General features: G+C 67.8%; 11 protein-coding genes. 6 read left to right on the top strand and 5 right to left on the bottom strand.

The window, feature by feature from the left end; all coding sequences use genetic code 11:
* The first annotated feature begins 57 nt into the window (after window positions 1-57).
* The 6 genes from C1925_RS06555 to treA all read left to right on the top strand — a co-directional run bounded on the left by C1925_RS06555 (window position 58) and on the right by treA (window position 7806).
* A complete protein-coding gene (locus C1925_RS06555; protein WP_174213493.1) occupies window positions 58-660 on the top strand; it encodes a sigma-70 family RNA polymerase sigma factor in 603 nt (200 codons plus the stop codon).
* Entirely contained in the window at window positions 657-1625 is a 969-nt protein-coding gene (locus C1925_RS06550) for a FecR domain-containing protein (RefSeq protein ID WP_108768190.1), read from the top strand. Before C1925_RS06555 ends, C1925_RS06550 begins: the two co-directional genes overlap by 4 nt.
* A 10-nt stretch (window positions 1626-1635) precedes the next feature.
* Window positions 1636-4407 carry a TonB-dependent receptor gene (locus C1925_RS06545; RefSeq protein ID WP_108768189.1) on the top strand — a complete coding sequence of 924 codons (2772 nt, stop codon included), beginning with the start codon at window positions 1636-1638 and terminating at the stop codon, window positions 4405-4407.
* Between the two features lie 43 nt (window positions 4408-4450).
* Entirely contained in the window at window positions 4451-5407 is a 957-nt protein-coding gene (locus C1925_RS06540; RefSeq protein ID WP_108768188.1) for a hypothetical protein, read from the top strand.
* Window positions 5404-6096 (top strand): hypothetical protein, encoded by a 693-nt coding sequence (locus tag C1925_RS06535; RefSeq protein WP_108768187.1) that lies wholly within the window; start codon window positions 5404-5406, stop codon window positions 6094-6096. The genes C1925_RS06540 and C1925_RS06535 overlap by 4 nt, the downstream gene beginning before the upstream one ends.
* An 84-nt stretch (window positions 6097-6180) precedes the next feature.
* Entirely contained in the window at window positions 6181-7806 is a 1626-nt protein-coding gene (gene treA, locus C1925_RS06530) for an alpha,alpha-trehalase TreA (protein WP_108768186.1), read from the top strand.
* A 112-nt stretch (window positions 7807-7918) separates the two neighbouring features.
* On the opposite strand, the gene C1925_RS06525 is transcribed toward treA, so the two are convergent.
* The 5 genes from C1925_RS06525 to C1925_RS06505 form a co-directional block, all read right to left on the bottom strand.
* On the bottom strand, window positions 7919-9802 hold the full coding sequence (locus tag C1925_RS06525) for a M61 family metallopeptidase (protein ID WP_108768185.1): 1884 nt from the start codon (window positions 9800-9802) through the stop codon (window positions 7919-7921).
* 219 nt (window positions 9803-10021) lie between these two features.
* Window positions 10022-10972, bottom strand: coding sequence for a 4-hydroxy-3-methylbut-2-enyl diphosphate reductase (ispH, locus tag C1925_RS06520; RefSeq protein WP_108768184.1), 951 nt, complete (start codon window positions 10970-10972; stop codon window positions 10022-10024).
* A gap of 27 nt (window positions 10973-10999) precedes the next feature.
* Complete coding sequence (gene lspA / locus C1925_RS06515; protein ID WP_108768183.1) at window positions 11000-11524, bottom strand: signal peptidase II; 525 nt, start codon at window positions 11522-11524, stop codon at window positions 11000-11002.
* Window positions 11524-14355, bottom strand: coding sequence for an isoleucine--tRNA ligase (gene ileS, locus C1925_RS06510; RefSeq protein WP_108768182.1), 2832 nt, complete (start codon window positions 14353-14355; stop codon window positions 11524-11526). The genes lspA and ileS overlap by 1 nt, the downstream gene beginning before the upstream one ends.
* Window positions 14352-15299, bottom strand: coding sequence for a bifunctional riboflavin kinase/FAD synthetase (locus C1925_RS06505; RefSeq protein WP_108768181.1), 948 nt, complete (start codon window positions 15297-15299; stop codon window positions 14352-14354). The genes ileS and C1925_RS06505 overlap by 4 nt, the downstream gene beginning before the upstream one ends.
* Between the last annotated feature and the right edge of the window lie 29 nt (window positions 15300-15328).

Below are 15328 nucleotides of genomic sequence, written 5' to 3'. Positions count from 1 at the left end.
AACGCATGTCGTAAGCCAGATGGACTTCCCCCTGCGGTCATGGTCTTGTAAAACTCGATGACGCGTTTGTCGTTCGAGGCCTTCCCCCTGTCCGCCCCCTCCCCCCTGCCCCAGCGCGCGCCGGACCCGGCCGGGGTTCCGGATGCCTTCATCGCCTTCATCCGTGAGGAACGTGCGCCGCTGTGTGCCTTCCTGCGCATGCGCGGTGTCGGCCCGGAGGATGCCGAGGACATCGCGCAGGACAGCATCGAGCGGCTGATCCGCTACCGCGGCCATGGCACCGACGAACTGCGGCTGCTGCTGTACCGCATCGCCCGCAACCGCCTGGCCGACCGCGGCCGTTCGCCACACGCGCGCGCTCACCTGCCGCTGGGTGAACGCGACGGCAGCGAGGAGCCGCACGGCACTTCTCCCGATCCGCTGCGTCAGGCAGAATCCGGCCAGATGATCGCGCTGCTGCGACAGGCACTGTTCAAGCTTCCCGAACGTGCCCGCGAGGTGTATCTGCTCAACCGCATCACCGGCATGAGCTATGCACAGATCGCCCGGCACTGCGGCATCACCGCCAAGACGGTGGAAAAACACATCGCCCGTGCCCTTCAGGGCCTGCGCAAGGAGCTGGGCAGCAATCCTCTCCACACTGATGGAGATAGTGAGTGACCCGCGACGCATACATGGATGACACGTTGCTGTTCGAGCGCGCAAGCGCCTGGGTGGCCCGCCTGGAGGCCCCCGACTGCACCTCGATCGAGCGTGAAGCGTTCGAGGACTGGCTGGCCGAACACCCCTCCCACGTGACCGCCTGGGCACAGGCCGAGAAGCTGCACCTGCGCAGCGCTGGCCTGTCCGGCGACCCGTGGCTGCGCACCGCTGCCGCCCGCGCTGCACGCACGCCCACACGGCGCTGGCTGCCTTCGGTGGCGGCGGCGGCCGGCGTCTGCCTGGCCGTGGGCATCGGCTGGATGGTCTACACCGACGGCAACCCCACCCCGCAGCTCTACGCCAACGCCAGTCACCTGCCGCAGGTGCGCACGCTGGCCGATGGCAGCATCGCCACCCTCGATGCCGGCACCACGCTGAGCGCCCGCTTCGGCTGGCGCAAGCGCGAGCTGGAACTGGAACGCGGCCGCATGCAGCTGCAGGTGGCCGCCTCCCTGCGCCCGCTGCGGGTGCAGGCCGGCGGCAGCAGCATCCGCGACATCGGCACCACCTTCCAGGTCGAGCGGTTGAACGATGGCCGGGTCGAAGTGGCCCTGCTGGAAGGCGCCGTGGAAGTGACCAGCGGCAGCGCCCAGCACACGCTGGCCCCGGGCCAGCAGCTGCAGGTGTCGCCGTCCGGCCGCATCCAGCCGGGCCCTCAGCTGGCCACCACCGCCGCGGCCGAAGCTTGGCCCGAGGGCCGGCTGGTGTTCGATGCCACGCCGCTGTCCACCGTGGTCGAGCGCATGAACCGCTACGGCAGCACGCCGCTGGTGATTGCCGACCCGGACATCGCCGATCTGGCCGTGAGCGGCAGCTTCCGTGCCGGCGATCCGCATGAACTGCTGTCTGCCCTGGAACTGGGGTGGTCGATCGCTGGCCAGCCGCGCAAGGATGGCGCGCTGGAACTGCGCCGCACTTACTGAGGCGGCGCGGATGCCCAGCCCCGGGGCACTGCGGCAGCGTTTGATGGTCCTGCTGTGGCTTGCCCTGGCCGGTGCCACGGCCGCTGCAGAATCGCCCACCGCCGCCCCGGTCGAATACCACATCGCCGCCGGCCCGTTGGCGCCGGCGCTGCAGCAGTGGGCGCGGCAGAGCGGCGTATCGCTGGTGTTCGATGCCCGCGAGCTGGCCGACCTGCGCACGCCCGGAACGCAGGGACCGCAGGAACCTGCCGCTGCGCTGAAGGCGCTGGTGGCCGGCCGGCCGGTCAACATCCTGCGCACGCCCGGCGGTGGCTACGTGCTGCGTCGCCATGCCATGGCGGCAGCAGCGCCTGCGGTGGTTGCGCCGGCCCCGCCGCCGCGACCGCAGCGGCCGGCACAGGTGGACCTGGCACCGATCCACGTGACCGGCAGCCGCCTGCCGCGCACCTCCGTGCAGACCACGTTGCCGGTGACGGTGATCGAGCGCGAGGACATCCTGCGCAGCGGCTACGGCACCCTGTTCGATCTGCTGCGCCACCTGCCCGGCATGAACGGCCACCCGCCGCTGAGCACCTCGCGCGGTGGCGATTCGCTGTACCTGCCGGTGGGTGCGGCCGCCACCACCAGCCTGGATGGCATGGGCCCACGCGCCACGCTGTTTCTGGTCAACGGCCGCCGCCTGCCGCGCTACCCGATGGTGTCGCTGGAGGAAGGCGGCCTGACCGACCTCGGCGGCATTCCGCTCAGCTTCGTGGAACGCATCGAACTGGTGCGCGGCGGCGCGTCGGCCATCTATGGCGCCGACGCGATGTCCGGCGTGGTCAACATCATCCTGCGCGACCAGGCCGATGGTCCCGAAGCCACTCTGCAGACCGGCATCAGTGGCCGCGGCGATGGTGACCAGCACCGCGTGCAGGCAGCCACCGGCGGCGTGCGTGACAACGGTGACCGCTGGTTTGCCGGCCTCGACCTGCACCGCCTGCGCCACGTGGCCGGCGACCGCCGAAGCTGGCATGCCGACAGCGAGCTGTACCCGATCGGCCTGATCCTGGCCAACGGCGATTACTACCCGGCCAGCGAATGCCATGCGCCGCTGCAGGAGGACGAGGATGGCTGCTGGTACGACAGCGTGCGCCCGCGTTCGCTGCAGCCGGCCTCGGACACGCTGTCGGGTTATCTGCGTTACCGCCATGAGCGCGGCGAAGGCCGCTACGCCTATGTGGAAGCGCGTGCCAGCCACAACCGCCAGCGCTTCGAACTGGGCCCGACCGCAGTGGCGCTGGATTTCAACCGCAATGCCCTGCTCAACGTGGTGCTGCAGGAGGGCGGCGAGGTACAGCCGCGCGTGCGCGCCAGCGAAGGCGACCTGACCGTTGGTATCGGCCGCGACCAGCGCGGCCGCAGCTGGGAGGCCGGACTGAGTGCGCAGCGCAGCCAGGTGGACCTGCGTACCGGCGGCGCCGTGCGCAGCGAGCGCCTGCTGGAGGCCGCGCTCACGCTGGACTTCCTGCCCGGTTTTTCCACGCTGCCACCGGGCCTGGCCGACGAACTGTTCCCGACCATCCGCAACCGCGGCCGCACCACCCAGCTGCAGGGCTGGTGGGGCGTGCAGCGCGAACTGATGGACCTGCCCGGCGGCAAGGCACAGCTGGCCACCGGCCTCGACCTGCGCCAGGAGCGCTGGACCTCGCTGCCCGACCCGCTGCTGGGCAAGGGCGAACTGGCGCTGGGCCTGCCGCTGGAACAACGGCGGCTGTCGCGGCCGAGCAGTGCGGCGTATGCAGAAGTCGGCCTGCCGCTGGCCTCGACGCTGCGCCTGGACCTGGCCGCGCGGCTGGACCGCGATGATGGCGACAGCGCGTTCTCGCCGCGCGCCGGCCTGCGCTGGAGCCCGAGCCCGCACTGGTCGTTCATGCTGGCCAGTGGCCGCGGCTTCCGCGCACCCAGCCTGTTCGAGCGGCGCCGGCCACCGGCCTACTTCGGCCTGCTGGCGCTGCCCGCGTCGGACACCCTGCCGCCCTGCGCGCGCACGCTGCGCGGCGGTGGCTGCGCGGTGGAGGTGGACGTGGTGGAGAACGATGCGCTGCGCGCCGAAACCTCGCGCAGCCATTCGCTGGCGGCCAGCTGGACGCCCACCGACGCGTTCTCGCTGTCGCTGACCCACAACATCGTGGAGCTGCGCAACGAGATCCTCGCGATGCAGCCCAGCGATGCGCTGTGGAACCCCGACACATGGGAACTGGACGAGCAGGGCCGCCTGCGCGACCTGCGCCTGTCCTTCGACAACATCGGCCGCACCACCTCGCGCAACTGGGTGCTGCGCGGCGAGTACCGCATCGATGCCGGCCGCGATGGCCAGTGGCTGTTCTCGCTGGATGGCCTGAAGCAGCAGGAGCTGCGCCGCGACCGCGCGCATGGCGAATCGGTGGACCTGCGCGGCCACGCCACACCCACCTTCGCCGGCATCATCAACGTGCAGTGGCAGAACCCCTCGTGGGACATCGCCCTGCGTGGCAACCGCGTGGGCCGCACGCGTGCGTGGCTGGCCGGCGAGGATTGCCCGGTGGAGCAGCGCGAGGCGCATCGCTGCATGAACCCGGCGCAGCTGCGCTGGAACCTGCACGTGGCACGCAAGCTGAGCCCGCGCGTGGTGGCCGCACTGGACGTGCACAACGTGCTGGATACCGCGCCGGTGAACTACCTGGTGGGCAGCGGCGGGCAGATGGCCGGGCTGGATGATCCGCTGGGGCGTTACTTCCTGCTGACGCTGCAGTTCCGGTGAAGCGTAGTACGCTGCGCCCCCTGTTTCGCCAACACCTGCTTCCATGAAAGGACAACTCTGGTTCTGGGGCGCCTTCCTGCTGTTCTTCGCGCTGCCCTTCCCCTGCATTCTGTATTTCGGCGCCGATGGCTCGATCCCGCATGCTGCGCGCAGTGCGCCTTGGCTGGCGCTGGCGCTGCTGGCCACTTCGCTGACGCTGTGGCTGACATTGCTGTACGCCTTTCTGCATTACCTGATGCTTGCGCCACTGCGGGCGATCCACCGTGTACACGATATCCTTGCCCACGGCGAGCCACGCAACGCGCGTGTCGAACACGCCGAGCAGACCGGGGTGCATGTGCGGGGTTTTGCGCAGTGGAAACTGCAGCTCTCGTTCGACAATCTTTCCGGCACGCCGATCACCGATCAGCTGGTGCTGGTTGACAGCAAGCCGCACCTGCAGCGCTTTGCCGTTGGTAAGGAGCTGGAGGCGCGCATAAGCCGTTCGCCCGGCGTGTTTCCCAACCTGGTCCTGGCCGGTGCGGCCCCGGAAATGGACGTGGCCAGCCTGTGCCGTCGTGCGGCGGCCGGTCTGCTTGGCGTTGCTGTTGTGGTGATGGCTTATGTCCTGTGCTGGCGCCTGCAGAACGAGGGCCAGGGCTGGACCTTTCTTTCCCTCGGCCATCCGCTGCTGGTCTGCCCGCTGGTGCTGTGCGCGTATGTGGGCGGCCTGCGCCTGCTTGGCCGCGCGTTGCAGATGGATGCACGTGGCGAGGCTCTGAAGTACCGCGGCGTCGGCGTGCGGGCCGACGTGCTGGCTGTGCGCCAGACCGGCACCTACATCAACGAACAGCCGCAGCTGGAATTCCAGTTGCAGTTCACCGACCGCGACGGTGCCGTACACCAGGTCAGCGTACGCCGCATCGTATCGCTGCTGGACCTGGCGACGGTACCGCGCGACGCGGTCACCCTGCTCTACGATCCGGATGACCGCACCAACGTGCGGATGGAGCTGCCATGAAGCGCCCACCTTCCACTGCCCTGATCTTTGCACTGACCGTGCTGCTGCTGGCAGCGGTTGCGGTAGCAGGTGGCGCACTGGATACACTGCGCGAGACGCTTGCCGGCCAGCCGCTGTCCGGCGCACCCGGCGAGTACACCCGGCAGCGGGCCGCCGCCTCACCTGCACCTGAACCTGTGCAGGCTCCTGCACCGCAGTCATCCAACCTGGTGTTCGATACCGAGCGTCTGCAGGCCGCGCGTGACGCGCTGGAGGCCATGCCCGCCCTTCAGGGCAAGTCCCTGCGCATCTATGGCGGCATCAATGTCTATGGCGATGGCCGCATCAACCTCGACCTGATCGATCCGGACGTGGCCGGCAACGTGGACAGCTACCACTTCGCGGACGGTACGTGGCGCAAGGGCGAACCGGTCAATCTGCACCGGATGGGCAGGTTGTTCAATCTGCAGGACAACAGCGCGGCCCTGGATGACATCGACTTCACCGCCGTGGCCCGTGTCGCCAAGGCTCTGCAGGAACAGCGCGAAACCGTGATGGCCACGCCGGAGAAGGTCGACTACGTGTATCTGGTCATCCGTAGCAACGCACGCCTGTCCTGGCGCCCAGATGAAGTGCATGGTGACCGCAGGAGCATCAGCCTCACGTTCGACAAGGCCGGCACGCTGCTGAAGGTGGCTGAAAAGAACTGAGTCGGAACGGCGACCTGGATGCGCAGTCGCCGTCTTTTCACAGCGCGCAGCCTAAAGTGCCCGTCAGCGAAATCGGAGGCTCCCATGCGTCACCCCGGATGCAGTTCCGCCTGGCTGCTGCTGCCCGCACTGCTGGCGACATGTGTAACGGTGGCAGCACAGACGCACGCTGTCACGCCACCGGCGCCCGACCAGCAACTGGCCCCGCTGTTCCAGCAGGTGCAGCGAGCACATCTGTTTGCCGACCAGAAGACGTTTGCCGACGCTGTACCGCGCCAGCCGGCGGCGGCCGTACTGGCGGACTGGCAGACCACACAGCGGCACCCCGGTTACACGTTGCGCGATTTCGTCGCGACCCGATTCGATGTACCCGTCTATGCACCTGCCTACGTGCCGCCGGCCGGAGAGACGCTGCGTGCGCATATCGAAGGCCTGTGGCCTGTCCTGCAACGGCACACGGCTACGGTCGATCCGCACGGTTCGCTGTTGCCGTTGCCGCACCCGTACGTCGTGCCCGGCGGACGCTTCCGCGAGGTCTATTACTGGGACAGCTACTTCACCATGCTCGGCCTGGCGTCCAGCCAACGCTGGCAGCAGGTGCGCGACATGGTCGACAACTTCGCCTGGCAGCTGGACCAGTACGGCCACATCCCGAACGGCAACCGCAGTTACTACCTAAGCCGTTCGCAGCCGCCGTTCTTCAGCCTGATGGTGGAACTGCTGGCCAGCCACGAAGGTGACGACGCGTACCGGCGCTACCTGCCGCAGCTGCGCATCGAACACGCGTTCTGGATGCACGGCGCAGAGGATCTTGCCCCGGGCCAGGCCCGCGAACGCGTGGTGCGGTTGGCCGATGGCCAGCTGTTGAATCGCTACTGGGATGCGCGTGCGGTGCCGCGTACTGAATCGTGGACGGATGACCTGGCGACGGCTGTGCAGGCTTCACAACGTGCGCCCTCGCAGGTGTACCGCGATCTGCGCGCCGGTGCCGAATCCGGCTGGGATTTCAGCTCGCGCTGGCTGGATGACCCGGCGCAGCTGTCCAGCATCCGCACCACGTCCATCGTGCCGGTAGATCTGAACAGCCTGCTGTTCCAGCTGGAACAGACACTGGCGCGCGCGAGCACGGCATCGGGTGCGCGTGACGATGCGCGCCGTTTCCAGCATCTGGCCGCCTCACGCCGCGCGGCCATCAACACGCAGCTGTGGGATGCGCGCCAGGGGTACTACGTCGACCGCGACCTGGACAGCGGCCAGCAACGCCCCGCCCTGACCGCCGCGACGCTGTTCCCGCTGTGGCTGAAGATTGCCGACACTGCCCAGGCGCGACGCACCGCCGATGCCGTGGAAGCCGGCCTACTGCGCTCCGGTGGCCTGCTGACCACCCAGCGCGACACCGGACAGCAATGGGATGCGCCGAACGGCTGGGCGCCGCTGCAGTGGGTGGCCGTGGACGGGCTGCAGCACTACGGCCAGCAGGCGCTGGCGCGGACGCTGGGCGTGCGCTTCCTGCGCACGGTGCAATCGGTCTACGACCGCGACGGCAAGCTGGTGGAGAAGTACGTAGTGGATGGCTCGGCCAGCGGCGGCGGTGGCGGCGAATACCCGCTGCAGGATGGCTTCGGCTGGAGCAACGGCGTCACCCTGGCGCTGCTCGACCGCCTGTGCGCGCCAGAGCGAACCTGCGAAAGCGCCGCCGACGTCGAATAAGCGCTTGTGTAGAGTCGAGCTTGCTCGACTGCTGTTGGCAAAAGCAGTCGAGCAAGCTCGACTCTACGAAGGGCAACGTCGACCAACGGTCGACTCTACAGAGATCAATGCATCATCGCGCCTTCCACAGCTCGGCAAGGCGGTCCGGCTTGCCGGCGATGCGCTCCAGCACCGGGTACTGCAGGCCACCGTGGTAGTCGATGCTCATCGTGTCGATGCGATCGAACTGCTTGACCAGCAGCACGATCGGCGCCTTGTCCTTGGCCGCGGCAGCGACGGCGTCCTTCAGGCGCTCGCTGCTGTACTCGCGGCCACCCACGGCAATCACCTTCATGCCCGGTGCCAGGCCTGCGTTGAAGGCCGGGCTGTCCCAGATCACATCACCAACCACGCCCGTGTCGAGCACGGTGGCACCCAGCGAGTAGGCCAGCAGCGCGGCCTTGGCGCGCTTTTCCTGCGCCTTATAGGCCTCGTTCGGCGTATCACGGTAGACCAGCTTCCAACCCGCCAGCTCCAGGCCACCGGTCAGCGAACCGTGCCCGTCCAGGCGCTGCCGCAGGAAGCTGGCCCAGTCGTACGGCGCGATGCCGTTGAGGGTCGCCACCACATCCTCGAAGGTGTACGGCTTGACGTTCCAGTCGCCATTGCCGACGCCGAAGAACGCGCGAGCGAAATCATCCAGGCTGCGGCGGTTGCCGCTCAGCTCGCGCAGCTTGCCTTCCACTTCCAGCCACAGCATCTGCCCGCCCGAGTAGTAGTCCTCGCTCATCTGGTAGTTGCGGTAGGCCAGCCCACGGCGCTGGGCGATGGTCGGGTCGTTGGTGGTGTCCTGCAGCGCGCGCCAGGCCAGGCCCGGGCGGCCACGGTCATAGGTCGCCGCCACGTTGGCCAGCATGTCGCGGGTCTGCTCGTTCGACCACAGGCCCGAGCGCGCGGCCAGCACCTGGCCCCAGAACTGGGTCTGGCCCTCGTACACCCACAGCAGGCTGTCGCCCATCGGCACGTTGAAGTTGGCGGTGGCCAGGTCCGCGCCGCGGCGGTATTTGCCGTTCCAGGAGTGGGTGTACTCGTGCGGCAGCAGGTCGCGCATCCACGCGTTGTTGTCCCACTCGGTGAAGTAACCGGGCGCGGCGCTGTTCTCGCTGGAACGGTGGTGCTCCAGGCCGATGCCGCCGAGGCGGTCGGTCAGGGCCAGCAGGAATTCGTAGTGGTCGTAGTGGCGCGCGCCGTACAGCTTGTCGGCCTGCTGCACCAATGCGCGATGCAGCTTGATCTGCGCGTCGGTCGGCTTCAGCGACTTGGCGTCGTCGGCGAACACGTTCAGGTGCACCGGCACCTTCGCACCCGGGTCGAGGTCGATGCGCTGGTGGTGCTCGCCGGCAAACAACGGCGAATCGACCAAGTGGTCATAGGAGATCGGCTTGAACACCACGGTGTCGCCATCGCGGCGCACGGTTTCCAGTGCGGTGGCATAGCCCCAGCCCTTGGGCAGGGTCACGCTGGCCTGCGCCTGCAGGTTGCGCGCATCGACGCCAGCTGGATACAGCGAGTTGGCGTTCCACTGCAGGTTGAGCATCTCCGGGGTCATCACCACACGACCCTGGCTGCCGCCCTGCGAGGAGAGGAAATCGAAGTGGGCAACGATCTCGCTGACACCCTCGGGCACGTCCACCTTGAACGCATAGACGTTGAACTGGTCGCGCTGCCAGGCCAGCGGCTTGCCGTTGGCGGTCACGCGCAGGCCGGCCAGCTTGTCGATCGGACCGGTGGGCGAATGATTGCCGGGGATCCACTGCGGGTACAGCAGGGTGACCGGACCAGGCTTGACCGGCACGGTGGCGGTCACCTTGAAGATGCGACGGGCAAGGTCACGTGCATCCACATCGATGCGCAGCAGGCCGGGGGCCGCGGCATCGCCCGGCGGCGAGGTCTGCGCCAGCGCAGGCGTGGTAGCCAGCGCGAACAGCACGGACATCACCAGGGCACGGGTCTTCATCAGGCAGGTTCCAGCTACGGTAGAACCTTTGATGCTAGGCCTGTGGCGTGCCCAGCCCCATGGCCGAAGGTCATGGTCGGTGTGCGCATCCACGCGTGGCGTGGATCTACTGGGGCATCACCAGAGTGATGTGCGGGCCGGATGCAGTAGATCCACGCCATGCGTGGATGACATGCACCCGGTAGCGCCGGGCCATGCCCGGCGAACCACCTTCCGCAGTCAGTCCACCAACCGCAGACGCAGTTCCTTCGGCAGCGCGAACACCATCGATTCCGGCTCGCCGTCCAGCTCGCCCACGCCATTGGCGCCCAGCTCGGCCAGACGGGCCAGCACGCCATCCACCAGCACCTGCGGTGCCGAGGCACCGGCGGTCACGCCGATGTGCTGCTTGCCTTCCACCCAGCGCGGGTCGATCTCGTGCGCGCCGTCAATCAGGTAGCTCTCCACGCCTTCGCGGCGGGCCAGCTCACTCAGGCGGTTGGAATTGGAGCTGTTCGGCGAACCCACCACCAGCACCAGGTCGCAGCGCTTGGCCAGGTCGCGCACGGCGTCCTGGCGGTTCTGGGTGGCGTAGCAGATGTCGTCGTTCTTCGGGCCCTGCATTTCCGGGAACCGCTCGCGCAGTGCCTCGATGATGCCGCGCGTATCGTCCACCGACAGCGTGGTCTGGGTGGTGTAGGCGAAGTTCGTCGGCTGGTTGATCTCCAGCGTGGCGACCTGCTCCACGTCCTCGACCAGGTAGATCTGGCCGGTACCGGCTTCGCGGTTCCACTGGCCCATGGTGCCTTCCACTTCCGGGTGACCGGCGTGGCCGATCAGCACCACGTCACGGCCGGCACGGCAGTGGCGGGCCACTTCGAAGTGAACCTTGGTCACCAGGGGGCAGGTGGCGTCGAACACTTTCAGGCCACGACGGTCGGCTTCCTGGCGCACGGCCTGGGAGACGCCGTGCGCGCTGAAGATGACCGTGTTGTTGTCCGGCACTTCATCGAGTTCCTCGACGAAGATCGCGCCGCGCTGCTTCAGGTCGTCGACCACGAAGCGGTTGTGCACCACTTCATGGCGGACGTAGATGGGCGCGCCCAGCGTTTCGATCGCGCGCTTGACGATCTCGATCGCACGATCGACACCGGCACAGAAACCACGCGGGTTGGCGAGCAGCACATCCATCAGTTCAGTCTCCCGGCAGCGGCCGGCTTACGGTTTCGGGGTGGCATTATCCGCCTTTTTGGCGGACTTGCCGTCGAACAGGCCAAACAGGGCGATGCCCACGGCACCGACCACGATGGCCGAGTCGGCCACGTTGAACGCCGGCCAGACATGGTCACCGATATACCACTGGATGAAATCAACCACGTGACCGTGCACCTGACGGTCGATCACGTTGCCGATGGCACCACCGATGATCAGCGCGTACGGCACCGCCGCCTTCCAGTTGCCACGGGCGGTGGCGCGCAGCCACCACGCCATCAGGCCGCTGATGGCGATGGCCAGCACGGTGAAGAAGTGCTTCTGCCAGCCGCCGGCGTCGCTCAGGAAACTGAACGCCGCACCGGTGTTGTAGGTGCGGTACCAGTTCCAGAAGCCGTCGATGACCACCACCGGCTGGAACTCCGGCAGGCTCGACAGCACCCAGGCCTTGGACCACTGGTCCAGGCCAATGATGGCGGCCGACAGCAGCAGCCAGACCAGGGCGTTCGGATGCGGACGGAGCGCGGCCATCAGAACCAGCTCCGCACTTCACCGGCACCGGTGATGTTGCCGGCGCAGCGGCCGCACAGTTCCGGGTGATCGGCATTGCTGCCGACGTCGGCGCGGTGGTGCCAGCAGCGCACGCACTTGCTCTTCTGGGTCGGCTGGGCACTGACGAACACTTCGTCGGTGGTCGCCGGGCGCACCTGCACGTCGCCGCTGATGAACAGGAAACGCAGTTCATCGGCCAGCGGCTGCCACTTCGCGGCCTGCTCTTCGCTGGCGGCGATGGTGATTTCCGCTTCCAGCGCGGCACCGATGGCACCGTTGGCGCGCATCGGCTCGAGCACCTTGGCCACCTGCTCGCGCACGGCCAGCAGCTGGTCGAAATCAGCGGCATTGAGCTGGGCATCGGCCGGCAGCGGCGCCAGGCCGTCGTACCAGGTGGTGAACAGCACGTGCTCGGCACGCTCGCCCGGCAGGTAGCCCCACAGCTCGTCGGCGGTGAAGGTCAGGATCGGCGCGATCCAGCGGGTGAACGCTTCGGCGATGTGGTACATCGCGCTCTGTGCCGAACGACGACCGTGCGAATCGGTCGGCATCGTGTACAGGCGGTCCTTGGTCACGTCCAGGTACAGCGAGCCCAGGTCCACGCTGCAGAAGTTCAGCAGCAGCTGGACGATCTCGGCCATGTTGTAGTTGTCGAACGCAGCCTTGATCTTCTCCTGCAGTTCCCAGGCGCGGTGCACGATCCAGCGGTCCAGCGCGACCATCTCGTTCAGCGGGCGCAGGTGCTGGGCCGGATCGAAACCATCCAGGTTGCCCAGCAGGAAGCGCGCGGTGTTGCGCAGGCGGCGGTAGGCATCGGCGTTGCGCTTGAGGATTTCCTGCGACAGCGACATCTCGTTGCTGTAGTCGGCCGAGGCGATCCACAGGCGCAGGATGTCCGCGCCCAGCTTGTTCATGATGTCCTGCGGCTCGATGCCGTTGCCCAGCGACTTGGACATCTTGCGGCCGTGCTCGTCCACGGTGAAACCGTGGGTGAGGCACTGCTTGTACGGGGCACGCTGGTCGATGGCCACGCCGGTCAGCAGCGAGGACTGGAACCAGCCGCGGTGCTGGTCGGAACCTTCCAGGTACAGGTCGGCCGGCTTGCCGAAGCCACGCGCGGCCAGCACGCCTTCATGGGTGACGCCCGAATCGAACCAGACGTCGAGGATGTCGGTGACCTTCTCGTAGTCGGCCGCTTCGGCGCCCAGCAGTTCTGCGGCATCCAGCGAGTACCACACGTCGATGCCCTCGGCTTCGACGCGGTCGGCGACCTGCTGCATCAGCTCCACCGTGCGCGGGTGGATCTCGCCGGTCTGGCGATGGGTGAACAGTGCGATCGGCACGCCCCAGGTGCGCTGGCGCGAGATGGTCCAGTCCGGGCGACCGTCGACCATGCTCTGGATGCGCGCCTTGCCCCAGCTCGGGAACCAGCCGACGGTATCGATGGCGGCCAGCGCATCGTTGCGCAGGTTGGCCTTGTCCATCGAGATGAACCACTGCGGGGTGGCGCGGAACACCACCGGCGTCTTGTGGCGCCAGCAGTGCGGGTAGCTGTGGCGGATCGGATGGAAGGCCAGCAGCGCGCCGTTGTCGCGCAGCACGCCGACGATGGCCTCCTGCGCCTTCCACAGATGCTGGCCAGCCAGCACCACGTCACCGGCCGGCGGGGTCGATTCCAGGTACACGCCACGGCCGTCGACCGGGGTGATCTGGCCGGCGTTGTACTTGTCCAGCAGGCCGTACTTCTGGCTGACCACGTAGTCTTCCTGGCCGTGGCCGGGGGCGGTGTGCACCGCACCGGTACCGTCCTCGTCGGACACGTGTTCGCCGTTGAGCACCAGGATCTCGCGCTCCGGGTAGAACGGGTGCGCCAGCAGCTGGTTTTCCAGCGCCGCGCCGGTGGTTTCACCGTGCAGCGCCACGTTTTCGACGCCATAGCGCTGCAGGGCGCGCTCGGCCAGGGCCGCGGCCAGCACCAGCCAGCGGCGCTTGCCGTTGTGCGCCGGGCCTTCGGCCAGCACGTAGCGGATCTCCGCGCCCAGCGACACCGCCAGCGAGGCCGGCAGCGTCCACGGGGTGGTGGTCCAGATCGGCACGGCCACTTCGACATCGCCCGGCAGGCTCACGCCGAAGGCCTGGGCCACGGCCTGCGCATCGCGCGCGGCGTAGGCCACGTCGATCGCCGGCGATTCCTTTTCCTGGTATTCGATTTCCGCCTCGGCCAGCGCCGAGCCGCAGTCGAAGCACCAGTAGACCGGCTTGGCGCCACGCACCAGGTGGCCGTTGGCCACGACCTTGGCCAGCGCACGGATCTCGTTGGCCTCGAAATCGAAGCTCAGGGTCTTGTACGGGTTGTCCCAGTCACCGGTCACGCCCAGGCGCTTGAAATCGGCGCGCTGGATGTTGATCTGCTCTTCGGCGAACTCACGGCACTTCTGCCGGAATTCGACGGCGTCGAGCTTGGTGCCGACCTTGCCCCACTTCTTTTCCACCGCGATCTCGATCGGCAGGCCGTGGCAATCCCAGCCCGGCACGTAAGGCGCATCGAAGCCGGCCAGGTAGCGCGACTTGACGATGATGTCCTTGAGGATCTTGTTGACCGCGTGGCCCAGGTGGATGCGGCCGTTGGCGTACGGCGGGCCGTCATGCAGCACGAACAGCGGGCGGCCGGCGGCGTTGTCACGCAGCTGCTGGTAGAGCCCCTGCTCTTCCCACCGCGCCAGAATGCCCGGCTCGCGCTTGGGCAGGTCGCCGCGCATCGGGAATTCGGTGGCTGGCAGGTTCAGGGTGGTCTTGTAGTCCTGGCTCACGCAGTGGCTCGCAATCTATGTTCGGAAAGGATGGCGCGCGCCTGGTCGGCGTCGCGGTGCATCTGGTCGGTCAGTGCCGCCAGATCATTGAATTTCTCTTCGTCGCGCAGCTTGGCGACGAATTCCACTTCGATGTGTCGACCGTACAGGTCGCCCTGGAAATCGAACAGGTGGGCTTCCAGCAGCGGCTCCACGCCTTCCACCGTCGGCCGGGTACCGAAGCTGGACACCGACGGCCACGGCTGGTCGAACACGCCGTGCACCCAGGTAGCGTAGATGCCCGACAGCGCCGGCGTCTTCGGGAAGCGCAGGTTGGCGGTGGGGAAGCCCAGCGTGCGGCCCAGCTGGCGCCCACGCACCACCCGCCCGCTGATCGCGTAGGGGCGACCGAGCAGATCGTTGGCATGGGTGAAATCGCCGGCCTGCAGCAGCTGGCGGATGCGGGTGCTGGAGATGCGATCGCCGTGCAAGTCGACCGCTTCGATCTCACCGGCAGTGAAGCCGAGCTCGCCACCCATCGCCTGCAGCAGGGCCAGATCGCCGCGACGGCGGTTGCCGAAGCAGAACTCCGGGCCGATCCACACTTCGCGCGCGCCCAGGCGCTGGGCCAGCAGCGTGCGGACGAAATCCTCGGCCGGCATGGCCGCCATCGCCGCGTCGAAGCGCAGCAGGCCGATCGCATCCACGCCCAGTTCGCGCAGGATCTCGACCTTGCCGCGGGCCAGGGTCAGCCGCGGCGGCGGCGTGCCCTGGGCAAAGAATTCACGCGGCAGCGGCTCGAATGCCACGGCCACCGCGGCCACGCCCAAGGCGCGCGCGCGGGCGACCGCGTGGCGGACCAGCGCACGATGCCCCAGATGGAGGCCGTCGAATGCACCGATACAGACCACGCTTCCGTTGGGGAACAGCTCCCCGCCCTCGACGCTTCTGAACAGCCTGCTCATCAACTCTCGTTCCGGCCCACCCGGGGCCG

The sequence above is a fragment of the Stenotrophomonas sp. SAU14A_NAIMI4_5 genome (assembly GCF_003086795.1).
Lineage (GTDB): Bacteria > Pseudomonadota > Gammaproteobacteria > Xanthomonadales > Xanthomonadaceae > Stenotrophomonas.
Note: the sequence above shows the minus strand (reverse complement) of the source record. Positions and strands in the feature narration are given on the sequence as shown.